Below are 20,365 nucleotides of genomic sequence, written 5' to 3'. Positions count from 1 at the left end.
ATTAGATTGGGCGGGCCTGCGGGAGGCGCGGCGCCGGGCTGATCACGTCAGGAAGGTGGCTGCCCGTTCGTCGAGTTCCTGGGCGGCAGAAACGCCACGGCTCTTGAACTGGGCGAGGCTCTTGCGTATCTCCAGCACCGAACGGTGGGTGCGGACAGGCTGCACGCCGGCCATGGCGTCGAGCGTGTGGTTCCAGGTGTCGCACGCCTGCTCGATGCCGCCGTCCGCGAGTTCCATCCTCGCCTGGGTCACCAGGTCGAGCGCGAGGATCCTCGTGTAGGTCGTGGCCGGTTGGGTGGCCGCCGCTGCCGCGTAGTTCTCCGTGGCGCCCTTCCGGTCGCTGAGCCGGGAGAAGACCTTGGCACTACGGGAGTTGGCCGTGGCGCGCGATGGGCCCCAGGAGAGGGCCCAGTACGGCATCGCGTCGCCGCCTGCGTCCTCGTAGCGTCTGTGGCTCTCTGCGCCACCTGGGACTGGTGAGCGTGGCCGCCCCGGCCAGAGGGCGCTCGATCGTCCGGTACTTCTCGGTTTACGGCGACCCGCAGATCCCCAAGCCCGGCTCGCACTCCTGGATGGTTCCCTGGCTGGCCCTGTCCGCGCACACAGGTCGGCCGATGCGGCTCAACGGCGGCGGCCACCAGGTGCGCGACATGGTCCACGTCGAGGACATCGCGCACGCCACGATCCTCGCCCTCGTCGCCGACCAGGCCGCCGGACAGACCATCAACATCGGCACCGGCATCCCCACCTCGGTCCGGCGGATCGCTGAGCTGGTCGCCGCCCACTACCCCCGCGCCGCTTTCGTCGAGACACCCATGCCCGAGGGCGACCCGCGCGGAGGTTACGCCGACACCCGCAGGGCCGCCGACCTGCTCGGCTGGCGCCCCGCCGTCACCCTCACCGAGGGCGTGGACCGCTACGTGAACTGGCTCAGGACCACGCCGGGCGCCATCCCGGACTGGTTCACTGCCGCGCCGACCGCCTCTATGGCCGCCTGAACGAAGGGACCGCTTCCATGCGCGTCGTGCTCCTCGACGGAGCCGGATACATCGGCTCCGTCGCCTCCCACTACCTCGTCTCCCACGGCCACCACGTCACCGTCGTGGACGGCCTGATCTACAACCGCGGGGACGACCCGGGCCAGCTGCTGCCCAACACCACCGCGTTCGTCTCCGGGGACCTGCGCGACCCCGCCCTGCTGGCCGACGTCTGCGACGGCGCGGACGCCGTCGTGCACCTCGGCGGGATCGTCGGCGAACCGGCCTGTCGACTGGACGAGGAGCTGGCCGTCGAGCTGAACTACGCCGCCCCGATGATCGCCGCCGAGGCTGCCGCCGGCGCGGGCGTCGGCCAGTACGTGTTCTTTTCCTCCTGCAGCGTCTACGGCAGGCACGAGGGCACCGTGGACGAGGACACCGAGCCGAACCCGCTGGGCATCTACGCCCGGACCAAGGTCCTCGCCGAACGACGCCTGCCCGACGTACTGGCCGGAGTCAGCAAGTTCACGACCCTTCGGCTGGCGACCGTCCACGGCTCATCGCCCCGCCAGCGTCTGGACTCCGTCGTCAACTCCATGGCTTCCCGCGCGGTCGCCACCGGTCGCATCCCGCTCAACGGCGGCGCACAGCGCCGACCCCTCGTCCATGTCGGTGACGTCGCCGAAGTCCTCGCCGGCGTCATGGCCGAGAACCTGGCCGGGGCGTGGAACGTCGGCAGCGACCAGGAGAACCACACCATCGCCGACATCGCCGAGACGGTCGCTGCCGTCGTGCCCGGCTCGAAGATCCAGCGCGGGCCGGAGCGGGACGAAACAGACGCCCGCGACTACCGCGTCAGTTTCGCCCGGCTCCAACGCCACATGCCCGGGGCGTGCGCCACCGCGCTCAAGCACGGCGTGCAGGAGATCGCCGACCTCCTCGCGACCCGCACGATCGCTGACCCGGACGAGCCCCAGTACGACAACCACCGGGGGCTGGCGGACGCCTTTACCGCCGACAGGGTGCGATCCCTGCGCTCCCTCGCCTGTCGGCGGTATCAGGCCGAGTACACCGCCGCCACGTGGGGGAGGCCGTGACAACAACCGCACCGTTCCTTCCCTGGAACCGGCCGTCCATCGGGGGCGAGGAGGAGGCCGAGGTGATCCACACCCTGCGCTCGGGCTGGCTCACCCACGGCCCGAAGGCAACCCGGTTCGAGGAAGTCGTGAAGACCCCACTCGGAGCCGAGGACGCGTTCGCCGTCTCCTCGTGCATCGCCGCCCTGCACCTGGCCTTCCTCGCCGCCGGCATCAAGGCGGGAGACGAGGTGATCACTCCGAGCCTCACCTTCTGCGCGGCCCCGAACGCCGTCGTCCAGTGCGGAGGCACACCGGTGTTCACCGAGGTGGATCCGGTCACGTTCAACATCGACCCGGGGGCGGCCGGGCAGGCGATCACCTCCAGGACGAAGGCCATCGTGGTCATGCACTACGGCGGCCACCCCTGCGACCTGCCGGCCTTCCGCAAGCTCGCCGACGACCACGGCCTGGTCCTCATCGAGGACGCCGCCCACGCTTTGCACGCCTCGCGTGACGGTCTGCAAGCGGGCAGCATCGGCGACCTGGCGGTGTTCTCCTTCTACGCCAACAAGGTCATGACCACCGGCGAGGGCGGGATGATCGTCGGCCGCGCGGACCTCGTCCAGGCCGCCCGCCTCCTCGGCCGACACGGCATCGACTCCTCAGTGTGGCAGCGCCACGGCAAGCGCCGCACCGCCGACTACGAGGTCACCGTGCCGGGCCTGAAGTACACCATGCCGGACATCACGGCCGCGGTCGGGATCCAGCAGTTCCAGAAGCTGCCGGACTTCACCGCCCGCCGAGCCCAGATCGCCGCCTCCTACGACCGGTCCCTCGCCGGCCTTCCGGGGTTGCGGCTGCCGACCGTGCTGGACGGCGTCCAGCACGGCTGGTTCCTCTACCCCGTCCTGATCGAACCGCTCGGTGGCCGGAGCCGCGACACAGTTGCCGACCTGCTCCTCGACGCCTACGGGATCGGCACCAGCGTCCACTTCAAACCGGTCCACCGACTCGCCGCCTACCGGTACGTCGACTGCGACCTGCCCGTCACCGATCAGATCGCCGCCCGGCAGCTGTCCCTGCCGTGCTACCCGGCCATGACCAGTACGGACGTGCAGCGCGTCATCGACGCGATCCTCGCTGTCTGGTCCTGACCCGCAACTCCGCGAGGCCGACTGTCAGATGACCGGCGGCCGACCCAGCCTGGTCATCTGCCACACCGTGCTCCACCGCATCGGCCGACGCGGAGGACACGGCGTCCGAACGCCCTCGAAGAAGCCGGACCACCAAGCCTTGAGACCGGAGAGCGGCGGCCGCCGCACCACCGTGTACAGCGCCCAGGAGGTGAGGTAGACGGGCACCAGAACGGCAGGCAGATGACGCTTCGCCAGCCACACCCGATTGCGTGCCGTCATCCGGTAGTAGGTGGCGTGCCGGGCCGGATCGGTGCGGGGATGCTGCAACACCAGGTCGGCCCGGTAGTAGATCTCCCATCCGGCATCGAGCGCGCGCCAGGCGAAGTCGGTCTCCTCGTGCGCGTAGAAGAACTCGGCGGGGAACAGGCCGACTTGGTCGATCACGCTCATGCGGATCGCGTGCCCGCCGCCCAGGAACGTCGTGACCGGGCCGGACTGCAGCGGATCGCTCGCGCCGAATCGGGGGACGTGGCGGCGCTGGGTGTACCCGGTCTCGTCCGCGATCCGGAAGGACACCACACCGAGGCGCGGATTCTCTTCGAAGGCTTCCCGGATCAACCGGAAGGTGTCGGTTCGGGGAAGCAGCCCGTCGTCGTCCAGGACCACCAGGACATCGACACCGCCGAGTTCACGCAGCCGCTCGACGCCGGCATTCCGCCCTCCGGGGATGCCCAGGTTCTCGGGCAGCTCGACCGCGTCCAGCCACTCCGGCAGCTCGGGCAGTTTCACGCCCTGCCCGAGCACCACGGCCCGGGTGCTGCCGCCGCCCTCCTGGGCTTCGACCGAGTCCAGGAGCGCACGAAGCTCCTTCGGCCGGTTGCCCATCGTCAGCACCACCACGCCCAGCGTGACGCCCATCGCACCCGATCCCATCGAGGAGTCCTTCATGATCTCGCCGACACAGGAAGCGGCCGACGCGCCGTTGCGCGTACTCGCCGAGACCCGCAGGCTCCCGGACCACCAGCACATGGACCAGCACACCCTGAGCTGGATCGCCGGCAACCGACCCGCCGGTCCCAGTGCCCCGGCCACGATGCCACATCGCCCGACCCTGCTGGTACCCGACGTTTCCTGGTTCGCCAGCCCGGCCGTGATCAACTCCATCCACGGCGCCATGCACAACGCCCGCGTCAGCCTTCTCGTCCAGTTCCTCGCCCAACATCACGAGCCCGGTCGTGATCAAGCCCTGGCCCTCGCCGCCGCAGCGGCCTGCCACGACTGCCGACGGCACCACGACCGCGACGACCCCGGCCACGGCGAACGCGCCGCACGCTGGCTCGCCGGCAACCTCGACACCGTGGCCCGCACCTTCGGCCAACCGGTCACCACCGAGACGATCACTGCCGTCGCGCTCCACGACGTCCCGCACGACAACTTCACCGACAGCCAGGCCGACGCCTACCGGCAGAGCCCGCACCTGGTGGACCTCCTCAAGGCCGCCGACGCACTCGACCGCTACCGACTGCCCCTCCGCCGCTGGTGGCCTGACCCGAGCCGCCTCCGCGTAGCCCTGCCGGCGTGGCTCCCGCCGGTCGCGTTCGACCTGGTCGTTCACAGCGAGCAGGCACGCCTCGACGGCGCCACTCACGGCGAAGCCCTGGAACACGCACTCCACACCGTGCTGCCCGAGTAGGAGGACCCGTTGCACGCCGATTGGGAATACGCCCACACCAGCTACAACGCGCCGGTCTCGCGCCCGTCACCCGCCGGGCTCGCGGAGAGCGAAGCCGACTGGGCTCACCGCCTGGAGACGCAGACCCCGAACGGCTGGCTCCTGCGGGACAACGCCATGCTCCGAAGCCTGGCCAGCGGCGCCCCGATGCACCTGCTCCACCTGACCCGCGACCTGGGCACCGTCCGCAGCAGCGGGCACCTCTACGCCTCCACCGGCTGCCTGGTCGGCGCCATCTACGGGGCGCCTCTCACTCCGACCGGTAGCGCCTTCCGGCCCCACAACCTCGGCTCCTACCTGCTGGAAAGCAGGCAGAACAGCACACCGCTCATCATCGAGGTCACCCCCGGCGCTCCAGCGCCCGCCAAGGGCATCGACTACCTGCGCCTCGGAGGTATCCACCTGAGGACGTACCAGACGTACCGGCATTTCCTCACCGAAGCCGAGGATGACGATGTGCTCCGGTCCGTCGTGGACCGGGTGCGCGTCGCTGCCCCGTTCCTCGACATGCTCCTGCGCAACGCCAGCGGTGGCACGACGCCGGACGGGTCGTTCATCGACACCCTTGCCGTCACGGTCCCGGTCTTCCCCTACCTTGGGTACCTCTACTTCGAGACCGTCGCCGAGTACTTGATGCTCCACTCCACCAGCCGGGCGACCAAGGAGTACGCCCACCGGGGCGAGCTCAACAACCGCCTGTACAAGGAGCTCGCGTTCTCTGCGGTGCGGGGGATGGGAGTTCTCTTCGACCTCGGGCGGTTCGCGCCGGACTGCGCGCGGCTCCTCGAACTCGTCGAGCGCATCGAGCCCGGCCTGGCATCCGGCCTGCCCGGCCATGTGCGACGCCGGCTGTCCCACCTGTTCGCCGCCACAGCCCTTGCCCCGGATCAGGACGCCTCCGCCCTCACCTTCCACCGGGCGGACCTGGACACACTGGCGGACACCGCCCCGTACCTCCTCGGCCAGCTGATCTTCCGGGAGATCCGGATCGCCGACCGCTACCCGCAGCTCTACCACTGCTTCGAACAGGTCAAGGCCCTGGAAGCGTGGAGCTACTGGAACTCCGAGCGCATCCCGACGCCGTTCAACGGCACGACCCCCAAGGGGGAGATCGGCATCAATCCGGCCCACCCGCATGCCGGCTTCTCGGTCTGGACGGCGGAGACCTGCGAACGGGGGCTCCTCCACCCGGTCGAACAGATCGCCGCAGTGCCGGCCCCTCGCCTCGTGCCCTGGCTGGTCGCTCCCCTACGGGACAGGACGGAGGAGGAACGATGGTTGAACCGGCACCTGGCGCCCGCGAGTTAGCTCCTGCCGGGCTGTCGAGCAGCTGGCTCCCCCACTGACTCGCCCCGCACCATCGAACAGGAAGCAGGCCACTATGCAGCACCGCGTCCGCGCCGTCCTCCTCACCCCGAACGACACCATGCTGCTGATCAAGCGCATCCGACCTGGCATCGACCCGTACTGGGTGATCGTCGGCGGCAAGATCGAACCGACCGACGTCAGCCCTGAGGAGGCCCTGCTGCGCGAGGTCCGCGAGGAGATCGCGGGCGAGGCGGAGATCGTCAACCTCCTCCACACCATCGAGACCGCCGACGAACGCCAGGACTTCTACCTCGCCACCATCGAGAAGTGGATCTTCGAGGACCGCACCGGCCCCGAGTTCAGCCAGGAAGGCCGGGGCGAGTACCTCCTCGAAGAGATCCCCCTGACCGCCGCCGCCCTCGACGCGGTCAACCTCCTGCCCCAGGACTTCGCGGCCGTCCTGCGCGAGGCCGTCGAGCGCGGAGAACTCCTCGCCGTCCGTTGACCGCAAGGGTGGCCGGGTTGGCTCGGCCACCCAACATCAAGCGCCCCTTGCGGCCTCGCGTTCAGCGATGAAGTCGTCGAGGAGCTGGAACAGGACTTTGATCGCGTGCTTCTCGTCCTTGGACGGTAGGTCCGAGATGTTGTCCCAGCCGTCGGGGAGGGCGATGTGCAGGACCTGGCCGGGCCAGGCATGGTTACAGTCACGGCCTCGGCGGGCGACGAGCCACTCGTGCCAGCCGGTGAGGAGGACGGGGCCGCCGTGGCGGCTGGCGTGTTCGTCGTAGCCGGTCAGGAAGGCGGTCAGCTGGTGGAAGGAGCTGCAGCCGATGATCAGGGGGCGTTGGCCGATACAGGCGAAGTACTCGCGCTCGTCCATCTCCGAGAGCTGTTTCATGTCCCTTCCCCCTGGCTGGTCGTGGTTAGGAGCCGTCGTTGGCGGAGTGGAGAACGGCCTCGGCGATTTCGCGTACGCGTTCCTGGGTGATGCCGGTCCTCTGCTCGACGGCGAGGGGGTGGTCGGTGGGTTCGAGCTCGATGAGGGGTCGCTGACCGATGGGCCTGATGTGGAGGTTGGTCTTCAGGTTGATCGTGCTGGGCGAATAGATGGGAAGCTCGGTGGTCAGCCAGCCGAAGTACGGCTTCTCGGATTCGCGCCCTGGGGTGTCCCAGAGGTCTGCGGCGCGGGAGAAGTTCTCGCGGCTCAGGGAGACCCAGACGCCCCAGGAGAACACATCCCGGTATCTCGATCAGGCCCTTGACGAAGTAGTGCTGTGCCTTGATGACGCACTGATCCGACGAGAGCAGGCAGTCGGGAGCGTCGGCGAAGCCCGGGGCCCAGACGTAGGGGGCCGTTGTCGAGTAGTTCATCGGCAGCTCTGGGTGGTGCCCGCCGCAGCACGAGCAGGTGAATCCGAGATCACTGGTCATGGGTGGAAGCCTAATGATCAGAGCCGACACCTCTCAGGGCAGTGCGTTCCTCCGCAGAGGCCGGACAGTGATCAAGGTCGCTGGCGTGAACGCGCCTTGTGCGCCTGGTTGTTGTGGTACGTTCCGTGGTCCAACCGAAAATAGGCGACCCCGGCGGTGCTGGTAACACCCCGGGGTCCGGCAGCAGGAGTGCGACCTCCCGATGCGTGTCCGTCGTAGCGCCCACGTGCGCAACTTCACCGTGCTGCCCAACGCCATGCTGCAGTACCGGCAGCTGTCCTACACCGCCCGTGGCCTGCTCGCCGACCTCCTCTCCCGCCCGGATGGTTGGCGCGAGGACGGCCGGCACATGGCCGACTCCAGCCCGCAGGGGCGCGGGGCGATCCGCAAGGCTCTGAAGGAGTTGACCGAGGCCGGGTACTACCGGGTCGAGAAGATCCGCCTGCCGGACGGGACGATCCACACCGAGACCCACGTCTACGACACCCCTCAGCTGGCGGCACCGGGTGTCACCCGTCCGGTCTCCGGTGAGGCGAGCACCGGCCGTGCTGGCGTCCCTCTTGTAAAGGACCGGTATCAAGAACCCTCCCACCCCGCCGAGCAGGCCGATCAGCGATCGGCCACCAGCAGTGAGGCCGCCGACCGGCCCGAAGGGCGGGAGGAGGGCCACACCATCGACCAGGAGACTCTGACCATCCCGGACGAGCAGGTCCGCGAGGCGGCGGCGACGCTGTTCCGGGGGATCCGCTCGGAGCCGCGCCTGTGGCTGGGCGAGGCCGAGGCCACTGAGCTGGCGCCGCTCGTCGCCCAGTGGCTGGAGCGCGGCAGCACTGCCCAGGAGTTGGCCCAAGCCCTGTTGCCCGGCCTGCCCGTGCCCCTGCACTCCCCGGTCGGCGTCCTCCGCAGCCGCCTGCAGCGCAAGATGCGTGCCTGCGTCGCAGCGTCGTGTAGCGGCATGTGACGGGCGACCCGTGGGTGTTGAGCCATGCCGCCGAGGGGCACCTACCTGAGCAAAGATGGTGTGTGCCAGACGAGTTGCTTTGCAGCCATGACGGCCGGTGACATGTCTTGCCAGGCCATGGTTCGTTCGGCAGTACGCCGGTTGAATCGCAGGTTGACTTCTCCGGGCTGCCCCATGCCCTTGGCATCGATAGAGCACTGGGCGCCCCATGAGTAGTCGCCCGTGCAGTGGCGACGGACGACCGTGAGTGGGAGACCAAACATGGGGTCGGTGAGTCGGCTCAGGAACGCCTCGTGCTGGCAACCGCCGTTCAGGGGGTGGTAGTCCATGTCGAAGCACCACTGTTCGCCGTGTTGTCCGGGATTCCTCCAGGCAGAGAAGTGGAGCGGTACCTCGATCCGGCTGAACAGGCCGATCCTGCGGAGGAGACCGCTGCTGAGCCAGGCTGAATGGTCATCCGTAGCGAGGTACCGCTCGAACAAGCGCTCCTGGGCTGTCTGGAGGTGCGGTGACGTGATGTGACACATCTCCTCACCGGCGTCTGCGAGCCAGCTAATTCTGGCGGACTCGGCTTGCTCCCATGCATGCCTGCTGATCCCCGTTACGTTGATCGTGGCGGAGGTCCCGGCGACGACGAGGTCGATTCCGCTTGCCGAGGTTCGGCATACACGGAGTCCTGGTACTCCGCCGATCTCGGTGTCGCGGGTCCATGGCAGCAGTTGCACTGCGTGATCGGCGACGTGGTCGCCTTCGAAGTTCAAGGTGATCGAGTCCGGGGCTGGGATCACCGACTTGACGCCGAAGGGGTAGATCGTCAGTTCGTCCGGCCAGGCCAAGGTGAAGAATGCCCGCCTCTCCAGCCGCCTCTGAAGAGCGCTGCGGGCTGCGGGGATCAGGCTCTGACCTCGTGGGGTTCCTTCGATCCGCTCCCGCAGCCTCTGATGGGACTCGCCGGTGTAAGCGCGTACGACCCTGGTCAGACGGGAAACGTTGTCGCGAGGCATGTCGAACTCCTTGACCGCCGGCCCGGTATCAACGAGGAGTTGCTGCTCTGTGAAGCACGTTGAAGGTGGAGATGAACCAGGTGAGCCCTGCTCCTTCTCCCGCGACGTCGACGGCCGGGCCGAGCGCCTGGGATGGCCGCTGTCCGGCCTGGTGGGATTCAACCATGAATTCTCCGCGTCGTCCGTTCATCGCGTCGGCTGCCTCGGCGTGCCGAAGATGTATCGGCCGAGTCATCCTCTAGGCTCGACCAAGTCGGCTTGCGGAAGCCGACTCCGGCTCACGGCTCGCCGACCTACAGGGCCAGCAGGGCAGGCAAGGGGCTTGGCCCCATCCGCCCCTCTTGGGAGGGAGATCAGCACCCACCACACGGTCTCTGCGGACGCACACGACTCCGCGCTCTGGTCGGCGGTGCGGCGACGGAGTTCCAGTGCCCCACAGTGTCCTCGGCGACCTCGCCAGGCAGCGCATGGTCTACACGAACGAGCGCTACCGCATCGCGTTTCAGGCCATCCGTGAGCTATCTCCCGGCTCCTGCCCGCTTCCGGCGGCAGGGGGAGACCAAGAACTCTTCGAAGCGGCCATCTTCGCGCACATCCTGAAGCCGTACCGCTTCGGCCTGCATCCACTACGCATCGCCCAGACGCGGCCCTATCCCGAGAGCCTTGTGCTCGTGGTCGACACCTCCGAGCGTCTGGTGTTCGACATGCTGCGTGACCTGCTGCCGAGTGCAGACCGAGAAGGTGAAGAGGTTCAGGGCGTCGAGGGCCTGCGAATCTTGAGGTGGCGGGACGATGGCCTGGAACTGCACCGCCCGGGTCAGCGCACGCTTGTCCGCCTCGCTGGTGCGCCGCATGCCGTCTGGCGCCGGGCCGAGAAGCAGGTTGTGGACGACCTTGAGGATTCCGGCTACCGGGCTTGCTGGCGTACCCACCCTGATGCCTGGACCGAAGTGGAACGCTTGCAGGAGAGGGATGACGAAGGTTGGTACACCGGGCTTGCCCGCCGTGGCGCCTGGCTGGCCAGCGGGTTGCTTCGTCGAATTGCCCTCTTCCACACCACCGCCATTCCCTGGGCTGCTGATGGTTGGCGAGGGCTGTCCAGCGAGCTGTTGTGGAAGTTCGACCTGGCTTGCTACCCGGACCTTCCGCCGCGCATGGAAGAACTTGCCGCCGCGCTCACTGATCCCCGCTTTGGGCTCCCCATGCAAACCAGCGCCCGCTCGCTGAGGTCTCCGCGTAGGCTGCGCCTCGCTGCCACACATGGCAGCGAGGCGCTCGAACTGTTCTTCGCGCCGTGGGAGGCAGACGGAGATCAGTGGATGGCTGACCTCCAGCGAGCCCGCGTGGTGCGGGAACGTGTTGAGCGAGTCGTTGCCGGTGTCACCAGGTAGACGGTGAACGGTGCCCTGCAGGGCACATCGGGGGCACATGAAGCCCAAAAGTGCCGCTGACCAGTGCGAACTACTGAAGGTAGTTTCGCCTGGTCAGCGGCACTTTTCTGGTTGAACCCGCAGGTCACTGGCTTGCGGGGGTCAAAAGATCCTCAAGTGGCAGGACAACGCCCTCCTGCGCGCCGCGTCCTGAGGGCCGGACCAGTCGCTGGCGGTGCTCCTCCGTCGGACCGCACTGCGGTTGCCGGGCGTGGGAGCGGACCGGACGATGGGGGCATGATGCACCAGATGCGAGCCGAGTACGGCGCCGGCGGCGAGGCCGAGGGGGTGCGGCTGTGGCACGTGGTCCGGGGTGAGGACAGCGTCGCGATGTGCGGGCGGGAGCTCGATCCGGCGGCGCGGGTGCGGTCGGCGGTGGACTGGGGGAAGACCCCGGAGCTGTGCTGCCACACCTGCGGGGCGTACTTCCTGCGCGAGGCCCCGTACCTGGCGGCCGAACACCCGTAGGCGGCGCTACCGTTGCCCGGCATGGAGGAACCCCTCGTCCGGCCGCGGCCGTTGACCCCCGAGGCCGCCGGGCTGCGTGCCGGCGTGCCTGAACTGCCCGAGTACGTCGACCGGTTGTGCGCGCTGGTCGAGCGGGTGGACCCGCTGATCCACGCGTTCGTGCCGGAGCCCGGACGGCACGGGCGGTTGCGGGCGCAGGCGAGGGAGCTGGCCGCGCGGTACCCGGAGCCGGACGGGCGGCCGCCGCTGTACGGGGTGGCGGTGGGGGTCAAGGACATCGTGCACGTGGACGGGCTGCCCACCCACGGCGGTTCGGCGCTGCCGCCCGGGGTGCTGGCCGGTCCGCAGGCCCCGGTGGTGGACCGGCTGCGGGCGGCGGGGGCACTGGTCGCGGGCAAGACGGTGACCGCCGAGTTCGCCGCGAGCGCCCCGGGCCCGACCCGCAATCCGCACCATCCGGGCCACACCCCGGGCGGCTCCAGCAGCGGTTCGGCGGCGGCGGTCGCGGCGGGGCTGGTGCCGCTGGCGATCGGCACCCAGACCGTCGGCTCGGTGGTCCGCCCGGCCGCGTACTGCGGGGTGGTGGGCTTCCGGCCGACGTACGGGCGGATCCCGATCGACGGGGTGATCCCGAACGCGCCGAGCTTCGACACCCTGGGCGTGTTCACCGCCGACCTGGCGGGCGCGGCGCTGGTGGCCCCGCTGCTCTGCGACGACTGGCGGCCGGCGGACGACTCGGAGCCGGTGCTCGGGGTGCCGGACGGGACATACCTGGAGTGGGCGGAGCCGGCCGCGCTGCGCGCCTTCGAGGAGCAGCTGGCCCGGCTGGTGAGGGCCGGGCTGACGGTGCGCCGGGTCGAGCTGTTCCCCGACTTCGCCGAGGTCAGGCGGCAGTTGCAGACGGTCAACCGGTTCGAGCTGGCCCGCGGCCACGCCGACTGGTTCGCCCGCTTCGGCGGGCTCTACCGGCCGGAGACGGCAGCCGGCATCCGGGTCGGGCAGGGCGTCGCGGCCGAGGACAGGGCGGCCGCCCTGCGCTTCCGGGAGCGGCTGCGCGAGCGGGTGGCCGCGGCGCAGACGGCGGCCGGGGTGGACCTGTGGCTGGCGCCCTCGGCGACCGGCGGCGCGCCGGAGGGCCTGCACGGCACCGGGGACGCGGTGATGTCGCTGCCGTGGAGCTTCCTCGGCCGCCCGGCCCTGAGCCTGCCGGCCGGGTGGACCGGGGAGGGGCTGCCGCTCGGGCTCCAGGTGGTCGGCGCGGAGGGCGGGGACGAGCAGCTGCTGGCCCGGTCCGCCCTGCTGGAACGGGTGCTGACGGAGCGTTAGGCGAGGGCCGGGTCGGCCGGGTCGGCGGCCTCGGCGCGCAGCAGGCGCAGCAGGAGGCGGCCGGCCCGCTGGTACGGGACGTCCTCGTCGTGCAGCACGGCCTGGGAGTTGGCCGTCTCCAGGACGGCGACCAGGGCGAAGGCGAGGTCGCCGAGGTCGGTGTCGGGGCGCAGGCCGCCGGCGGCCCTGGCGTCGCCGAGGGCCGCGGCGATGGTGTCGGACCACTCCCGGGCGCAGCCGGCCAGGGCGTCCCGGACGGCGCCGGGGCGGGCGTCGAACTCGGCGGTGACCTCGTAGAAGAAGCAGCCGCCGGGGAAGACCCGGGCGCGGGAGTAGGCGAGCCAGCTCTCGCAGAGGGCGCGGACCCGGGCGAGGCCGGGCGGGGCGTCGGCGACCGGGGTGACGACGGCGTCGGCGAAGATCCGGCGGGCGGCGCGGACGGTGGCGAGTTGCAGCTCCTCCTTGGAGCCGAAGCCGGCGAAGACGCCGCTCTTGCTGAGTCCGAGGTCGGTGGCGAGGCGGCCGATGGAGAGCGCGTCCAGGCCCTCGACGGAGGCGATCCCGACGGCGCGGTGCAGCACCGCCCGGCGGGTCTCCTCGCCGCGCAGGACTCGTCCGTCGGTGGTCGGTCCGGCCATCGTCCGTCCCCGTTCTGCTCGTCGTGGCGTGTCGCCCAGGGTAGTGGGTGCACCGGTGGCGGCCTCGGAAACGCCAGGAAATTGCACGAACGGTCGTGCTAATATCTCGCCGCGAGCAAGGCAGGACAAGGAGCGCAGAGAGCAGGGAGACCCGATGGACCCCACCCGGGCACTGATCCGTACGGCCCTCAACCCCACCGCCCGCGTCGCCCCGGGCCTGGCCGGTCGGGCGGCCTTCGAACTGTTCGCGCACCCGCTGCGGCGCAGCCGGGTGCGCGAGTCGGAGCGCGAGGTGCACGGGCGCGCCGCCGTCGAGCGGCTCACCGTGAACGGCAAGGCGGTGGCCGGCTACCGCTGGGGCGACGGGGAGCGGCCGGTCCTGCTGCTGCACGGCTGGCGCTCCCGGGCCTCCCGGTTCGCCCCGTACGTGTCCCGGCTGCGGGCGCTCGGGCTGAGCGCCGTCGCCTTCGACGCGCCGGGCCACGGCGACTCCGGCGGCCGCACCACCAGCGTGCTGGAGTTCCGCGAGCTCGCGCTGCGACTCCAGGAGCGGTACGGGCCGTTCGAGGCCGTGGTGGCGCACTCGCTCGGCGTCTGCGCGGCCTTCGGAGCGCTCGCCGACGGGCTGAGCGCGGGCCGGCTGGCGGCCGTCTCCGGGGTGTCCGGGGTCGGCTTCTTCCCGGCCGCCTTCTGCGCCGGGCTCGGGCTGAACGCCGAGGTCGAGCGGGCACTGCGGGAGCGGATCGAACGGGAGCTGTTCGGCGGGGACGCCGGGGGCTGGGAGCGCTTCGACGCCGTCCGTCAGGTCGAGGCGGTCGGCGGGCCGGTCCTGGTGGTGCACGACGAGGGGGACCGCGTCGTCCCGCCCAGCGAGGCGCACCGGCTCCGCACGGCGTACGGGGAGCGGCTCGACCTGGTGCTCACCCAGGGGCTCGGCCACCGAAGGATCATCGCGGAGCCGGCCGTCGTCGACCAGGTGATCGGGTTCGTCTCCGCGGGAACGGCGGCCGCCGCCGCATGAGGATCGTCGAACTGCACGCGCGGGCCGTGGAGTCGGCCGCCCAGGTGGTGGACGGCGTACGGCCGGACGAGCTGGACCTGCCCACCCCCTGCGCCGGGTGGACGCTGCGGACCCTGCTGGAGCACTGCGTCGGGCAGCACCGGGGCTTCGCCGCGGCGGCCCGGGGCGCCGGGCCCGACCCGGCGCTGTTCGCGGACGCGCCGCTCGGCGCCGACCCGGCGGGCGTCTTCCGCCGCACCGGCGAGGACCTCACCGAGGCCTTCCGGGAGGCGGCCGCCGCCGGACGGCCGATCTGGCTGCCCGAACTCCACGACGGGGCGCCCTTCCCGTGCGCCCAGGCGGTGGGCTTCCACCTGCTGGACACCCTGGTGCACGGCTGGGACGTCGCCGCCGCGCTCGGCACCGGGGACGGGCCGGCCGCGGCGGTGGACGGCGACGAGGAACTGGCCGCCGTGCTGCTGAGGTGGCCGAGGCCGTTCCGGCCGGCCCGGAGCACCGGGTGCCGGGACGTGCCTTCGGGCCGCGGCTCGAACCCGGCGGCGGCGCGGGCCGGTTCGGCCGCGCGCTGGCCCTGCTCGGCCGTGACCCGGCCTGGAAGCCGTAGCGCGGCGCCGCGATCCCCTGTGCTCCCGGGACCCCGGGCCCTAGGAGCCGCGGGTGCTTCCGCCGGTCCGGGGGCCGCGGCCGCGCTGCTCGTCGGGGAAGCGCGGCCCGCCGATCAGGAAGAGCAGCGCGGCGGTGGGGAAGCCGGTCGAGGCGGCCAGCACCACGATGAACTGCCAGAACATCTTCCGCTCCTCGTCAGTCGCGGGCGCCGCGGACACCCGAAGGTGATCCCAAACCCGACCCGCTCCGATTGGCCGAATCGTCCGGTCACTGTCCGACGGTATGGCCGAATCACACCGGCTGCCACCGGGCGCCCGGCCCCGGGCCCGCCACACCGGCGCACGGGTCCGGGCGCGGGCCCGGAGCGGCGGCCACACTGCCGGTATGCAGCTACAGCTCGCAGGGGAAGCCCGCCGTCCCGACCGTGAGACCGAGGACTTCGCGGCGGCCTCGCCGGAGGCGCTGGTCCTGCTGGACGGCGCGAGTTCGCCGGCCGGCCTGGAGTCGGGGTGCCGGCACGGGACGGCCTGGTACGTGCGCCGGCTGGGCGTGCACCTGCTGGCCAGGCTCACCGACCGGACGGACCGCTCGATCGCCGAGTGCCTGGCCGACGCCATCGTGGAGACGGCCGCGCTGCACGGCGGCCGCTGCGACCTGGCCCACCCCAACACCCCCGCCGCGATGGTCGTCGCGGCCCGGCGGCACGGCGAGTCGCTGGAGTACCTGGTGCTCGGCGACTCGCTGCTGGTGCTGGAGCACCGGGACGGCCCGCCGAAGGTGATCGGGGACAACCAGCGCTTCCCCGGCGGGGAGGAACTGCGCCGCCAGGTCAGGGAGACCGTGCCCGGCTCGGCCGAACGGGCCGCCCTGCGCCTGGAGTACGCGCTGGCGGTGCGCGCGGCCAGGAACCGGGGTACCGGCCCGTGGATCGCCGCCGCCGGCCCGCGGGCGGCCGAGCACGCCGAGACCGGCTTCGTCCGGCTGGACCGGCTGCACGCGCTGGCCGCCCTCACCGCCGGCGCCTCGCGCTACACCGAGCGCTTCGGGCTGGGCAGTTGGGGCGACGCGCTGAGGCTGCTCGCCGAGTCGGGGCCGGGCGAACTGATCGCCAGGGTCCGGGCGGCGGAGCGGGCCGACCCGACCTGCGAGCGCTGGCCGCGGGGCAGGACGCACGACGACGCCTCGGCCCTGTACGCGCTGCTGTAGCCGGCTCGGCGACGAGGACGGCGGAGCGGCCGCAGGCACTGCCTGCGGCCGCCCGGTTGTTCCGGCTCCGTCGTTCCTGTCGCCGAGCCGGCCCTGCCTCCTGAGCCGTCAGTGACCGGCGGCGGGGATGGTGCCGAGGCGGCCGGCCTGGAAGTCCTCCATGGCCTGCTGGAGCTCGCGGTGGCTGTTCATCACGAACGGGCCGTAGTGGGCGACGGGTTCGCGGATCGGGAGGCCGCCGAGCAGCACGACCTCGAAGTTGTTGTCGCGGGAGTCCTGCTTCTCGTCGGCGCGGATGGTGATCGAGTCGCCGTCGCCGAAGACGACCGCCTGGCCCCGGTGGAAGGGGCGGCGCTCGGTGCCGGCCGCACCGCTGCCGGCCAGGCCGTAGGCGAGGGCGTTGAAGTCGGAGCGCCAGGGCAGGGTGATCTGGGCGCCGGGGCTGACCGACGCGTGGATCATGGTGATCGGGGTGTGGGTGGTGCCGGGGCCCTGGTGGCCGTCGAGCTCGCCCGCGATCACCCGGAGCAGCGCGCCGCCGTCCGCGGTGCTGAGCAGCCTGACGCTGCCGCCGCGGATGTCCTGGTACTTCGGGGCGATCATCTTGTCCGAGGCGGGCAGGTTCACCCACAGCTGGAGGCCGTGGAAGAGGCCGCCGGACTTCACCAGCGACTCCGGCGGGGTCTCGATGTGCAGCAGGCCGGAGCCGGCCGTCATCCACTGGGTGTCGCCGTCGGTGATGGTGCCGCCGCCGCCGTGCGAGTCCTGGTGGATGAACGTTCCGTCAATGATGTAGGTGACGGTCTCGAAGCCGCGGTGCGGGTGCCAGGGGGTGCCCTTGGGCTCGCCGGCCGCGTAATCCACCTCGCCCATCTGGTCCATCATGATGAACGGGTCGAGGTACTTCTGGTTGATCTTGGCGAAGGCGCGGCGGACGGGGAAGCCCTCGCCTTCGAAGCCCTCGGGCGCGGTGGCCACGGTGAGGACCGGCCGGGCGCTCGTGACGGCGGGGTCCGGCGTGGTGACGCGCGGAAGGGTCAGTGGGTTGTCGACGGTCACGGCGGGCATGTCGGCCTCCTTCGGGGGGTGGTCTGGCCTACGTGCACGAGGTTAGTTCAATCATCAACAACAAGCAAGTTGAAAATTGAACTATGCAGTGACGAAGGAGCGCGGGGCTCCTCCTCCAGGATGGGTCAGGGGTGGGCCGGCCGCATCGCGGGCCGGCCGTCCGCGGCTCGGTCGGCTGCGGCTCCGGTCGGCTGGGCCGGCCGTCCGCGGCTCCGGCGGGCCGTCCGGTCAGCCGTACATCCGGCGCATGGTGAAGTCCACCATTTGCTCGACGGCCTTGGCGTCGAACACCATCCGGTGCTCGCCTTCCATGTCCAGCGCGAAGCCGTAGCCGGTCGGCAGCAGGTCCAGGACCTCGGCGCCGGTCACGGTGAAGTGCTTGGAGTCCTTGCCCGCGTAGCGGCGCAGCTCCTTCAGCGAGCTGAACATCGGGATCACCGGCGTCGGGGTGTTGTGCAGCGCCAGGAAGCCGGGGCGCTCCCCGCGGGGGCAGTGCACCTTCGAGGTGATGAAGATCGCCTGGAAGTCCTCGACCGCCATCGAGCCGGTGGTGAACGCCCGGACCGCGTCCGCGAGTGAGGGAGGCGAGGGTTCGGGGTACAGGGACTGCTGGGGGGTCTGCGACTGCCCGCCGTAGGCGTCGGGTCCGGGCATGCCGTTCATGCCCGGCTGCGGCCCCGCCTGCTGCTGGTAGGGATCTCCCGGGTATGTGTTCTGGTCATATCCGTACACACGGACAGGCTAGCGGGAGGGCGCCCTTCTCTGCTGGCATCGATCCTGACAAGGAGTGGTCGCCCCGCCTGTGGGACGTGACCACGTTCATAGAGGTTTGGCCGGCGGGGGCTTGCTCAAGTTACCGCTGGGTAGCATCATGATGCCTACTGGTGGGTACGGGACGCCGGAACGCGGCGGTCTCCCGGAAGCGACGAACCGGAGATAACGGCCATGGGTCACTACAAGTCCAACCTGCGGGACGTGGAGTTCAACCTCTTCGAGGTGTTCGGCCGCGACCAGGTGTACGGCACCGGACCGTTCGCGGACATGGACGTCGAGACCGCGAAGAACATCCTGAGCGAGATCTCGCGCCTCGCCGAGAACGACCTCGCGGCGTCCTTCACGGACACCGACCGCAACCCGCCGGTCTTCGACCCGGAGACCAACACCGCGCCGATCCCGGCCGCCTTCAAGAAGAGCTACCAGACCTTCATGGACGCCGAGTGGTGGCGGCTGGGCATCCCGGAGTCGATCGGCGGCCAGGTCACCCCGAACTCGCTGATCTGGGCCTTCGCCGAGCAGATCCTGGGCTCCAACCCGGCCATCTGGATGTACTCCTCGGGCCCGGCCTTCGCCGGCGTCATCGCCGAGGAGGGCACCGAGGAGCAGCTGGAGGTCGCCAAGCGGATGACCGACCGCCTGTGGGGCTCCACCATGGTCCTCACCGAGCCCGACGCGGGCTCCGACGTGGGCGCCGGCCGTACCAAGGCGATCAAGCAGGAGGACGGCTCCTGGCACATCGAGGGCGTGAAGCGCTTCATCACCTCGGGTGAGCACGACATGTCCGAGAACATCGTCCACATGGTGCTGGCCCGCCCCGAGGGCGGAAAGCCGGGCACCAAGGGCCTGGGCCTGTTCATCGTCCCCAAGTTCGACTTCGACTGGGAGACCGGCGAGCTGGGCGAGCGCAACGGCGTCTACGCCACCAACGTCGAGCACAAGATGGGCCTCAAGGCCTCGAACACCTGCGAGATGACCTTCGGCGCCAAGCACCCGGCCAAGGGCTGGCTGCTCGGCGAGAAGGTCGACGGCATCCGCCAGATGTTCAAGATCATCGAGCTCGCCCGCATGATGGTCGGCACGAAGGCCATCGCCACCCTCTCCACCGGCTACCTGAACGCGCTGGAGTACGCCAAGGAGCGCGTGCAGGGCGCCGACATCTCGCAGTTCCTGGACAAGACCGCCCCGCGCGTCACCATCACCAACCACCCGGACGTGCGCCGCTCGCTGCTGACCCAGAAGGCCTACGCCGAGGGCATGCGCGCGCTGGTCCTGTTCACCGCGTCCGTCCAGGACGACATGACGGCCGCCGCGCTGCGCGGCGAGCGCGACGAGGCCGCCGAGCGCCTCAACGACCTGCTGCTGCCGATCGTCAAGGGCTACGGCTCGGAGAAGTCGTACGAGCAGCTCGCCCAGTCGCTCCAGACCTTCGGCGGCTCCGGGTACCTCCAGGAGTACCCGATCGAGCAGTACATCCGGGACGCCAAGATCGACACCCTGTACGAGGGCACCACGGCGATCCAGGGCCAGGACTTCTTCTTCCGCAAGATCGTCAAGGACGGCGGCCAGGCGCTCACCGCGCTGTCCGAGCAGATCCAGAAGTTCCTCGGCTCCGCGGCCGGCGGCGACGCCCTGGCCGTCGAGCGCGACCTGCTGGCCAAGGCCGCGGGCGACCTGGAGGCCATCGTCGGCAAGCTGCTGGCCGACCTCACCTCGGTCGAGCAGGACGTCAGGAACATGTACAAGGTGGGCCTCAACACCACCCGCCTGCTGATGGTCTCCGGCGACGTCGTGGTCGGCTGGCTGCTGCTGCGCCAGGCCGTGGTGGCCCTGGCCAAGCTGGAGGCGGGCGCCCCGGAGAAGGACGTCGCCTTCTACCAGGGCAAGGTCGCGTCGGCCCGCTTCTTCGCCAAGAACGTCCTGCCGACCATCACCCCGCAGCGCCTCATCGCCGAGGGCATCGACAACGAGATCATGGAGCTGGCGGAGGAGGCCTTCTGAGCCGCCGCGCCCACCCGTCACCCGCCGCCGCCCCTCCCGGGGCGGCGGCGGGTGACACCTCCTCGACTGACTGACACACCCTCGCACCGAAGGGCCCGGCTGCCACCGGGCCCTTCGGTGTTTCCCGCGGGAAACCCGGACGCGGAAAGCCCGGATGACCGGCGGGAACGCTCGGGTCGTGCGGGGCCGTTCACGGTTG

General features: G+C 70.5%; 22 protein-coding genes and 2 pseudogenes. 15 read left to right on the top strand and 9 right to left on the bottom strand.

The annotated features are described in order from the left end of the window. Nucleotides 1-42 precede the first annotated feature (42 nt). A complete protein-coding gene (locus ACIQOW_RS26995) occupies nt 43-420 on the bottom strand; it encodes a hypothetical protein (protein ID WP_401089089.1) in 378 nt (125 codons plus the stop codon). Nucleotides 421-476: 56 nt separating this feature from the next. Here ACIQOW_RS26995 and ACIQOW_RS26990 point away from each other — a divergent pair, with 56 nt between their 5' ends. Genes ACIQOW_RS26990 through ACIQOW_RS26980 form a run of 3 tightly spaced genes read left to right on the top strand, consistent with a single transcriptional unit; the run spans nt 477 to nt 3,210 of the window. Next, nucleotides 477-998 (top strand): NAD-dependent epimerase/dehydratase family protein, encoded by a 522-nt coding sequence (locus ACIQOW_RS26990; protein WP_401089088.1) that lies wholly within the window; start codon nt 477-479, stop codon nt 996-998. A gap of 17 nt (nt 999-1,015) precedes the next feature. Further along, complete coding sequence (locus ACIQOW_RS26985; RefSeq protein WP_401089086.1) at nt 1,016-2,074, top strand: NAD-dependent epimerase/dehydratase family protein; 1,059 nt, start codon at nt 1,016-1,018, stop codon at nt 2,072-2,074. Further along, nucleotides 2,071-3,210: a DegT/DnrJ/EryC1/StrS family aminotransferase gene (locus ACIQOW_RS26980; RefSeq protein WP_401089085.1), complete on the top strand. Its 1,140-nt coding sequence runs from the start codon at nt 2,071-2,073 to the stop codon at nt 3,208-3,210. Before ACIQOW_RS26985 ends, ACIQOW_RS26980 begins: the two co-directional genes overlap by 4 nt. A 24-nt stretch (nt 3,211-3,234) precedes the next feature. Here the strand turns inward: ACIQOW_RS26980 and ACIQOW_RS26975 are convergent, their stop codons facing one another. After that, nucleotides 3,235-4,125 carry a glycosyltransferase family 2 protein gene (locus ACIQOW_RS26975; protein ID WP_401089083.1) on the bottom strand — a complete coding sequence of 297 codons (891 nt, stop codon included), beginning with the start codon at nt 4,123-4,125 and terminating at the stop codon, nt 3,235-3,237. 13 nt (nt 4,126-4,138) lie between these two features. Between ACIQOW_RS26975 and ACIQOW_RS26970 the strand changes: the two genes are divergently transcribed. From ACIQOW_RS26970 to ACIQOW_RS26960, 3 genes are all read left to right on the top strand, one after another. Next, nucleotides 4,139-4,885, top strand: a complete 747-nt coding sequence (locus tag ACIQOW_RS26970; protein WP_401089081.1) for a hypothetical protein — start codon at nt 4,139-4,141, stop codon at nt 4,883-4,885. 9 nt (nt 4,886-4,894) lie between these two features. After that, nucleotides 4,895-6,232 carry a hypothetical protein gene (locus ACIQOW_RS26965; protein ID WP_401089079.1) on the top strand — a complete coding sequence of 446 codons (1,338 nt, stop codon included), beginning with the start codon at nt 4,895-4,897 and terminating at the stop codon, nt 6,230-6,232. 73 nt (nt 6,233-6,305) lie between these two features. After that, on the top strand, nt 6,306-6,737 hold the full coding sequence (locus tag ACIQOW_RS26960) for an NUDIX domain-containing protein (RefSeq protein ID WP_401089077.1): 432 nt from the start codon (nt 6,306-6,308) through the stop codon (nt 6,735-6,737). 36 nt (nt 6,738-6,773) lie between these two features. Here the strand turns inward: ACIQOW_RS26960 and ACIQOW_RS26955 are convergent, their stop codons facing one another. Continuing rightward, nucleotides 6,774-7,130 (bottom strand): hypothetical protein, encoded by a 357-nt coding sequence (locus ACIQOW_RS26955; RefSeq protein ID WP_401089075.1) that lies wholly within the window; start codon nt 7,128-7,130, stop codon nt 6,774-6,776. A 25-nt stretch (nt 7,131-7,155) separates the two neighbouring features. Continuing rightward, nucleotides 7,156-7,603, bottom strand: a pseudogene (locus ACIQOW_RS26950) (DUF2199 domain-containing protein). Between the two features lie 262 nt (nt 7,604-7,865). Between ACIQOW_RS26950 and ACIQOW_RS26945 the strand changes: the two are divergent. Continuing rightward, entirely contained in the window at nt 7,866-8,624 is a 759-nt protein-coding gene (locus tag ACIQOW_RS26945; RefSeq protein ID WP_401089071.1) for a hypothetical protein, read from the top strand. Nucleotides 8,625-8,665: 41 nt separating this feature from the next. Here the strand turns inward: ACIQOW_RS26945 and ACIQOW_RS26940 are convergent, their stop codons facing one another. Further along, entirely contained in the window at nt 8,666-9,628 is a 963-nt protein-coding gene (locus tag ACIQOW_RS26940) for a hypothetical protein (protein ID WP_401089069.1), read from the bottom strand. 467 nt (nt 9,629-10,095) lie between these two features. Here ACIQOW_RS26940 and ACIQOW_RS26935 point away from each other — a divergent pair, with 467 nt between their 5' ends. The 3 genes from ACIQOW_RS26935 to ACIQOW_RS26925 all read left to right on the top strand — a co-directional run bounded on the left by ACIQOW_RS26935 (nt 10,096) and on the right by ACIQOW_RS26925 (nt 12,852). Further along, nucleotides 10,096-11,019 carry a hypothetical protein gene (locus tag ACIQOW_RS26935; RefSeq protein ID WP_401089067.1) on the top strand — a complete coding sequence of 308 codons (924 nt, stop codon included), beginning with the start codon at nt 10,096-10,098 and terminating at the stop codon, nt 11,017-11,019. Between the two features lie 276 nt (nt 11,020-11,295). After that, nucleotides 11,296-11,526, top strand: coding sequence for a hypothetical protein (locus tag ACIQOW_RS26930; protein ID WP_188300991.1), 231 nt, complete (start codon nt 11,296-11,298; stop codon nt 11,524-11,526). 21 nt (nt 11,527-11,547) lie between these two features. Beyond that, nucleotides 11,548-12,852, top strand: a complete 1,305-nt coding sequence (locus ACIQOW_RS26925) for an amidase (protein ID WP_401089065.1) — start codon at nt 11,548-11,550, stop codon at nt 12,850-12,852. Here the strand turns inward: ACIQOW_RS26925 and ACIQOW_RS26920 are convergent. Next, nucleotides 12,849-13,490: a TetR/AcrR family transcriptional regulator gene (locus tag ACIQOW_RS26920; RefSeq protein WP_401089063.1), complete on the bottom strand. Its 642-nt coding sequence runs from the start codon at nt 13,488-13,490 to the stop codon at nt 12,849-12,851. The two genes, ACIQOW_RS26925 and ACIQOW_RS26920, sit on opposite strands and share 4 nt — an antisense overlap. Nucleotides 13,491-13,644: 154 nt before the next feature. Between ACIQOW_RS26920 and ACIQOW_RS26915 the strand changes: the two genes are divergently transcribed. The 3 genes and pseudogenes from ACIQOW_RS26915 to ACIQOW_RS26905 all read left to right on the top strand — a co-directional run bounded on the left by ACIQOW_RS26915 (nt 13,645) and on the right by ACIQOW_RS26905 (nt 15,115). Continuing rightward, a complete protein-coding gene (locus ACIQOW_RS26915; protein WP_401089061.1) occupies nt 13,645-14,511 on the top strand; it encodes an alpha/beta hydrolase in 867 nt (288 codons plus the stop codon). Then, nucleotides 14,508-15,011 (top strand): annotated as a pseudogene (locus ACIQOW_RS26910) (TIGR03086 family metal-binding protein); the annotation flags it as partial. The gene ACIQOW_RS26915 and the pseudogene ACIQOW_RS26910, both read left to right, overlap by 4 nt. Continuing rightward, nucleotides 14,975-15,115, top strand: a complete 141-nt coding sequence (locus tag ACIQOW_RS26905) for a hypothetical protein (RefSeq protein ID WP_401089292.1) — start codon at nt 14,975-14,977, stop codon at nt 15,113-15,115. The pseudogene ACIQOW_RS26910 and the gene ACIQOW_RS26905, both read left to right, overlap by 37 nt. Before the next feature lie 40 nt (nt 15,116-15,155). On the opposite strand, the gene ACIQOW_RS26900 is transcribed toward ACIQOW_RS26905, so the two are convergent. Then, complete coding sequence (locus ACIQOW_RS26900; RefSeq protein WP_401089290.1) at nt 15,156-15,299, bottom strand: hypothetical protein; 144 nt, start codon at nt 15,297-15,299, stop codon at nt 15,156-15,158. A 202-nt stretch (nt 15,300-15,501) separates the two neighbouring features. Here ACIQOW_RS26900 and ACIQOW_RS26895 point away from each other — a divergent pair, with 202 nt between their 5' ends. Continuing rightward, nucleotides 15,502-16,323: an integrase gene (locus ACIQOW_RS26895; protein ID WP_401089059.1), complete on the top strand. Its 822-nt coding sequence runs from the start codon at nt 15,502-15,504 to the stop codon at nt 16,321-16,323. 108 nt (nt 16,324-16,431) lie between these two features. Here the strand turns inward: ACIQOW_RS26895 and ACIQOW_RS26890 are convergent, their stop codons facing one another. Beyond that, nucleotides 16,432-17,391 carry a pirin family protein gene (locus tag ACIQOW_RS26890; protein WP_401089057.1) on the bottom strand — a complete coding sequence of 320 codons (960 nt, stop codon included), beginning with the start codon at nt 17,389-17,391 and terminating at the stop codon, nt 16,432-16,434. A 228-nt stretch (nt 17,392-17,619) separates the two neighbouring features. Next, nucleotides 17,620-18,123 (bottom strand): SseB family protein, encoded by a 504-nt coding sequence (locus ACIQOW_RS26885; protein ID WP_401089056.1) that lies wholly within the window; start codon nt 18,121-18,123, stop codon nt 17,620-17,622. Between the two features lie 213 nt (nt 18,124-18,336). On the opposite strand from ACIQOW_RS26885, the gene ACIQOW_RS26880 reads away from it, so the two are divergent. Then, a complete protein-coding gene (locus ACIQOW_RS26880; protein ID WP_188295204.1) occupies nt 18,337-20,166 on the top strand; it encodes an acyl-CoA dehydrogenase in 1,830 nt (609 codons plus the stop codon). The last annotated feature ends 199 nt before the right edge of the window (nt 20,167-20,365 follow it).

This window comes from Kitasatospora sp. NPDC091335 (genome assembly GCF_044757205.1).
GTDB lineage: Bacteria > Actinomycetota > Actinomycetes > Streptomycetales > Streptomycetaceae > Kitasatospora.
This window is presented reverse-complemented; position numbering and strand designations above follow the sequence as displayed.

Bases quoted from the DNA above. Each gene is read 5' to 3' on its own strand.
- ACIQOW_RS26915 (WP_401089061.1), top strand. From the start codon at position 13,645: ATGGACCCCACCCGGGCACTGATCCGTACGGCCCTCAACCCCACCGCC.
- ACIQOW_RS26925 (WP_401089065.1), top strand. From the start codon at position 11,548: ATGGAGGAACCCCTCGTCCGGCCGCGGCCGTTGACCCCCGAGGCCGCC.
- ACIQOW_RS26970 (WP_401089081.1), top strand. From the start codon at position 4,139: ATGATCTCGCCGACACAGGAAGCGGCCGACGCGCCGTTGCGCGTACTC.
- ACIQOW_RS26920 (WP_401089063.1), bottom strand. From the start codon at position 13,490: ATGGCCGGACCGACCACCGACGGACGAGTCCTGCGCGGCGAGGAGACC.
- ACIQOW_RS26900 (WP_401089290.1), bottom strand. From the start codon at position 15,299: ATGTTCTGGCAGTTCATCGTGGTGCTGGCCGCCTCGACCGGCTTCCCC.
- ACIQOW_RS26930 (WP_188300991.1), top strand. From the start codon at position 11,296: ATGATGCACCAGATGCGAGCCGAGTACGGCGCCGGCGGCGAGGCCGAG.
- ACIQOW_RS26935 (WP_401089067.1), top strand. From the start codon at position 10,096: ATGGTCTACACGAACGAGCGCTACCGCATCGCGTTTCAGGCCATCCGT.
- ACIQOW_RS26940 (WP_401089069.1), bottom strand. From the start codon at position 9,628: ATGCCTCGCGACAACGTTTCCCGTCTGACCAGGGTCGTACGCGCTTAC.
- ACIQOW_RS26995 (WP_401089089.1), bottom strand. From the start codon at position 420: ATGCCGTACTGGGCCCTCTCCTGGGGCCCATCGCGCGCCACGGCCAAC.
- ACIQOW_RS26985 (WP_401089086.1), top strand. From the start codon at position 1,016: ATGCGCGTCGTGCTCCTCGACGGAGCCGGATACATCGGCTCCGTCGCC.
- ACIQOW_RS26955 (WP_401089075.1), bottom strand. From the start codon at position 7,130: ATGAAACAGCTCTCGGAGATGGACGAGCGCGAGTACTTCGCCTGTATC.
- ACIQOW_RS26960 (WP_401089077.1), top strand. From the start codon at position 6,306: ATGCAGCACCGCGTCCGCGCCGTCCTCCTCACCCCGAACGACACCATG.
- ACIQOW_RS26890 (WP_401089057.1), bottom strand. From the start codon at position 17,391: ATGCCCGCCGTGACCGTCGACAACCCACTGACCCTTCCGCGCGTCACC.
- ACIQOW_RS26975 (WP_401089083.1), bottom strand. From the start codon at position 4,125: ATGGGATCGGGTGCGATGGGCGTCACGCTGGGCGTGGTGGTGCTGACG.
- ACIQOW_RS26895 (WP_401089059.1), top strand. From the start codon at position 15,502: ATGCAGCTACAGCTCGCAGGGGAAGCCCGCCGTCCCGACCGTGAGACC.
- ACIQOW_RS26945 (WP_401089071.1), top strand. From the start codon at position 7,866: ATGCGTGTCCGTCGTAGCGCCCACGTGCGCAACTTCACCGTGCTGCCC.
- ACIQOW_RS26880 (WP_188295204.1), top strand. From the start codon at position 18,337: ATGGGTCACTACAAGTCCAACCTGCGGGACGTGGAGTTCAACCTCTTC.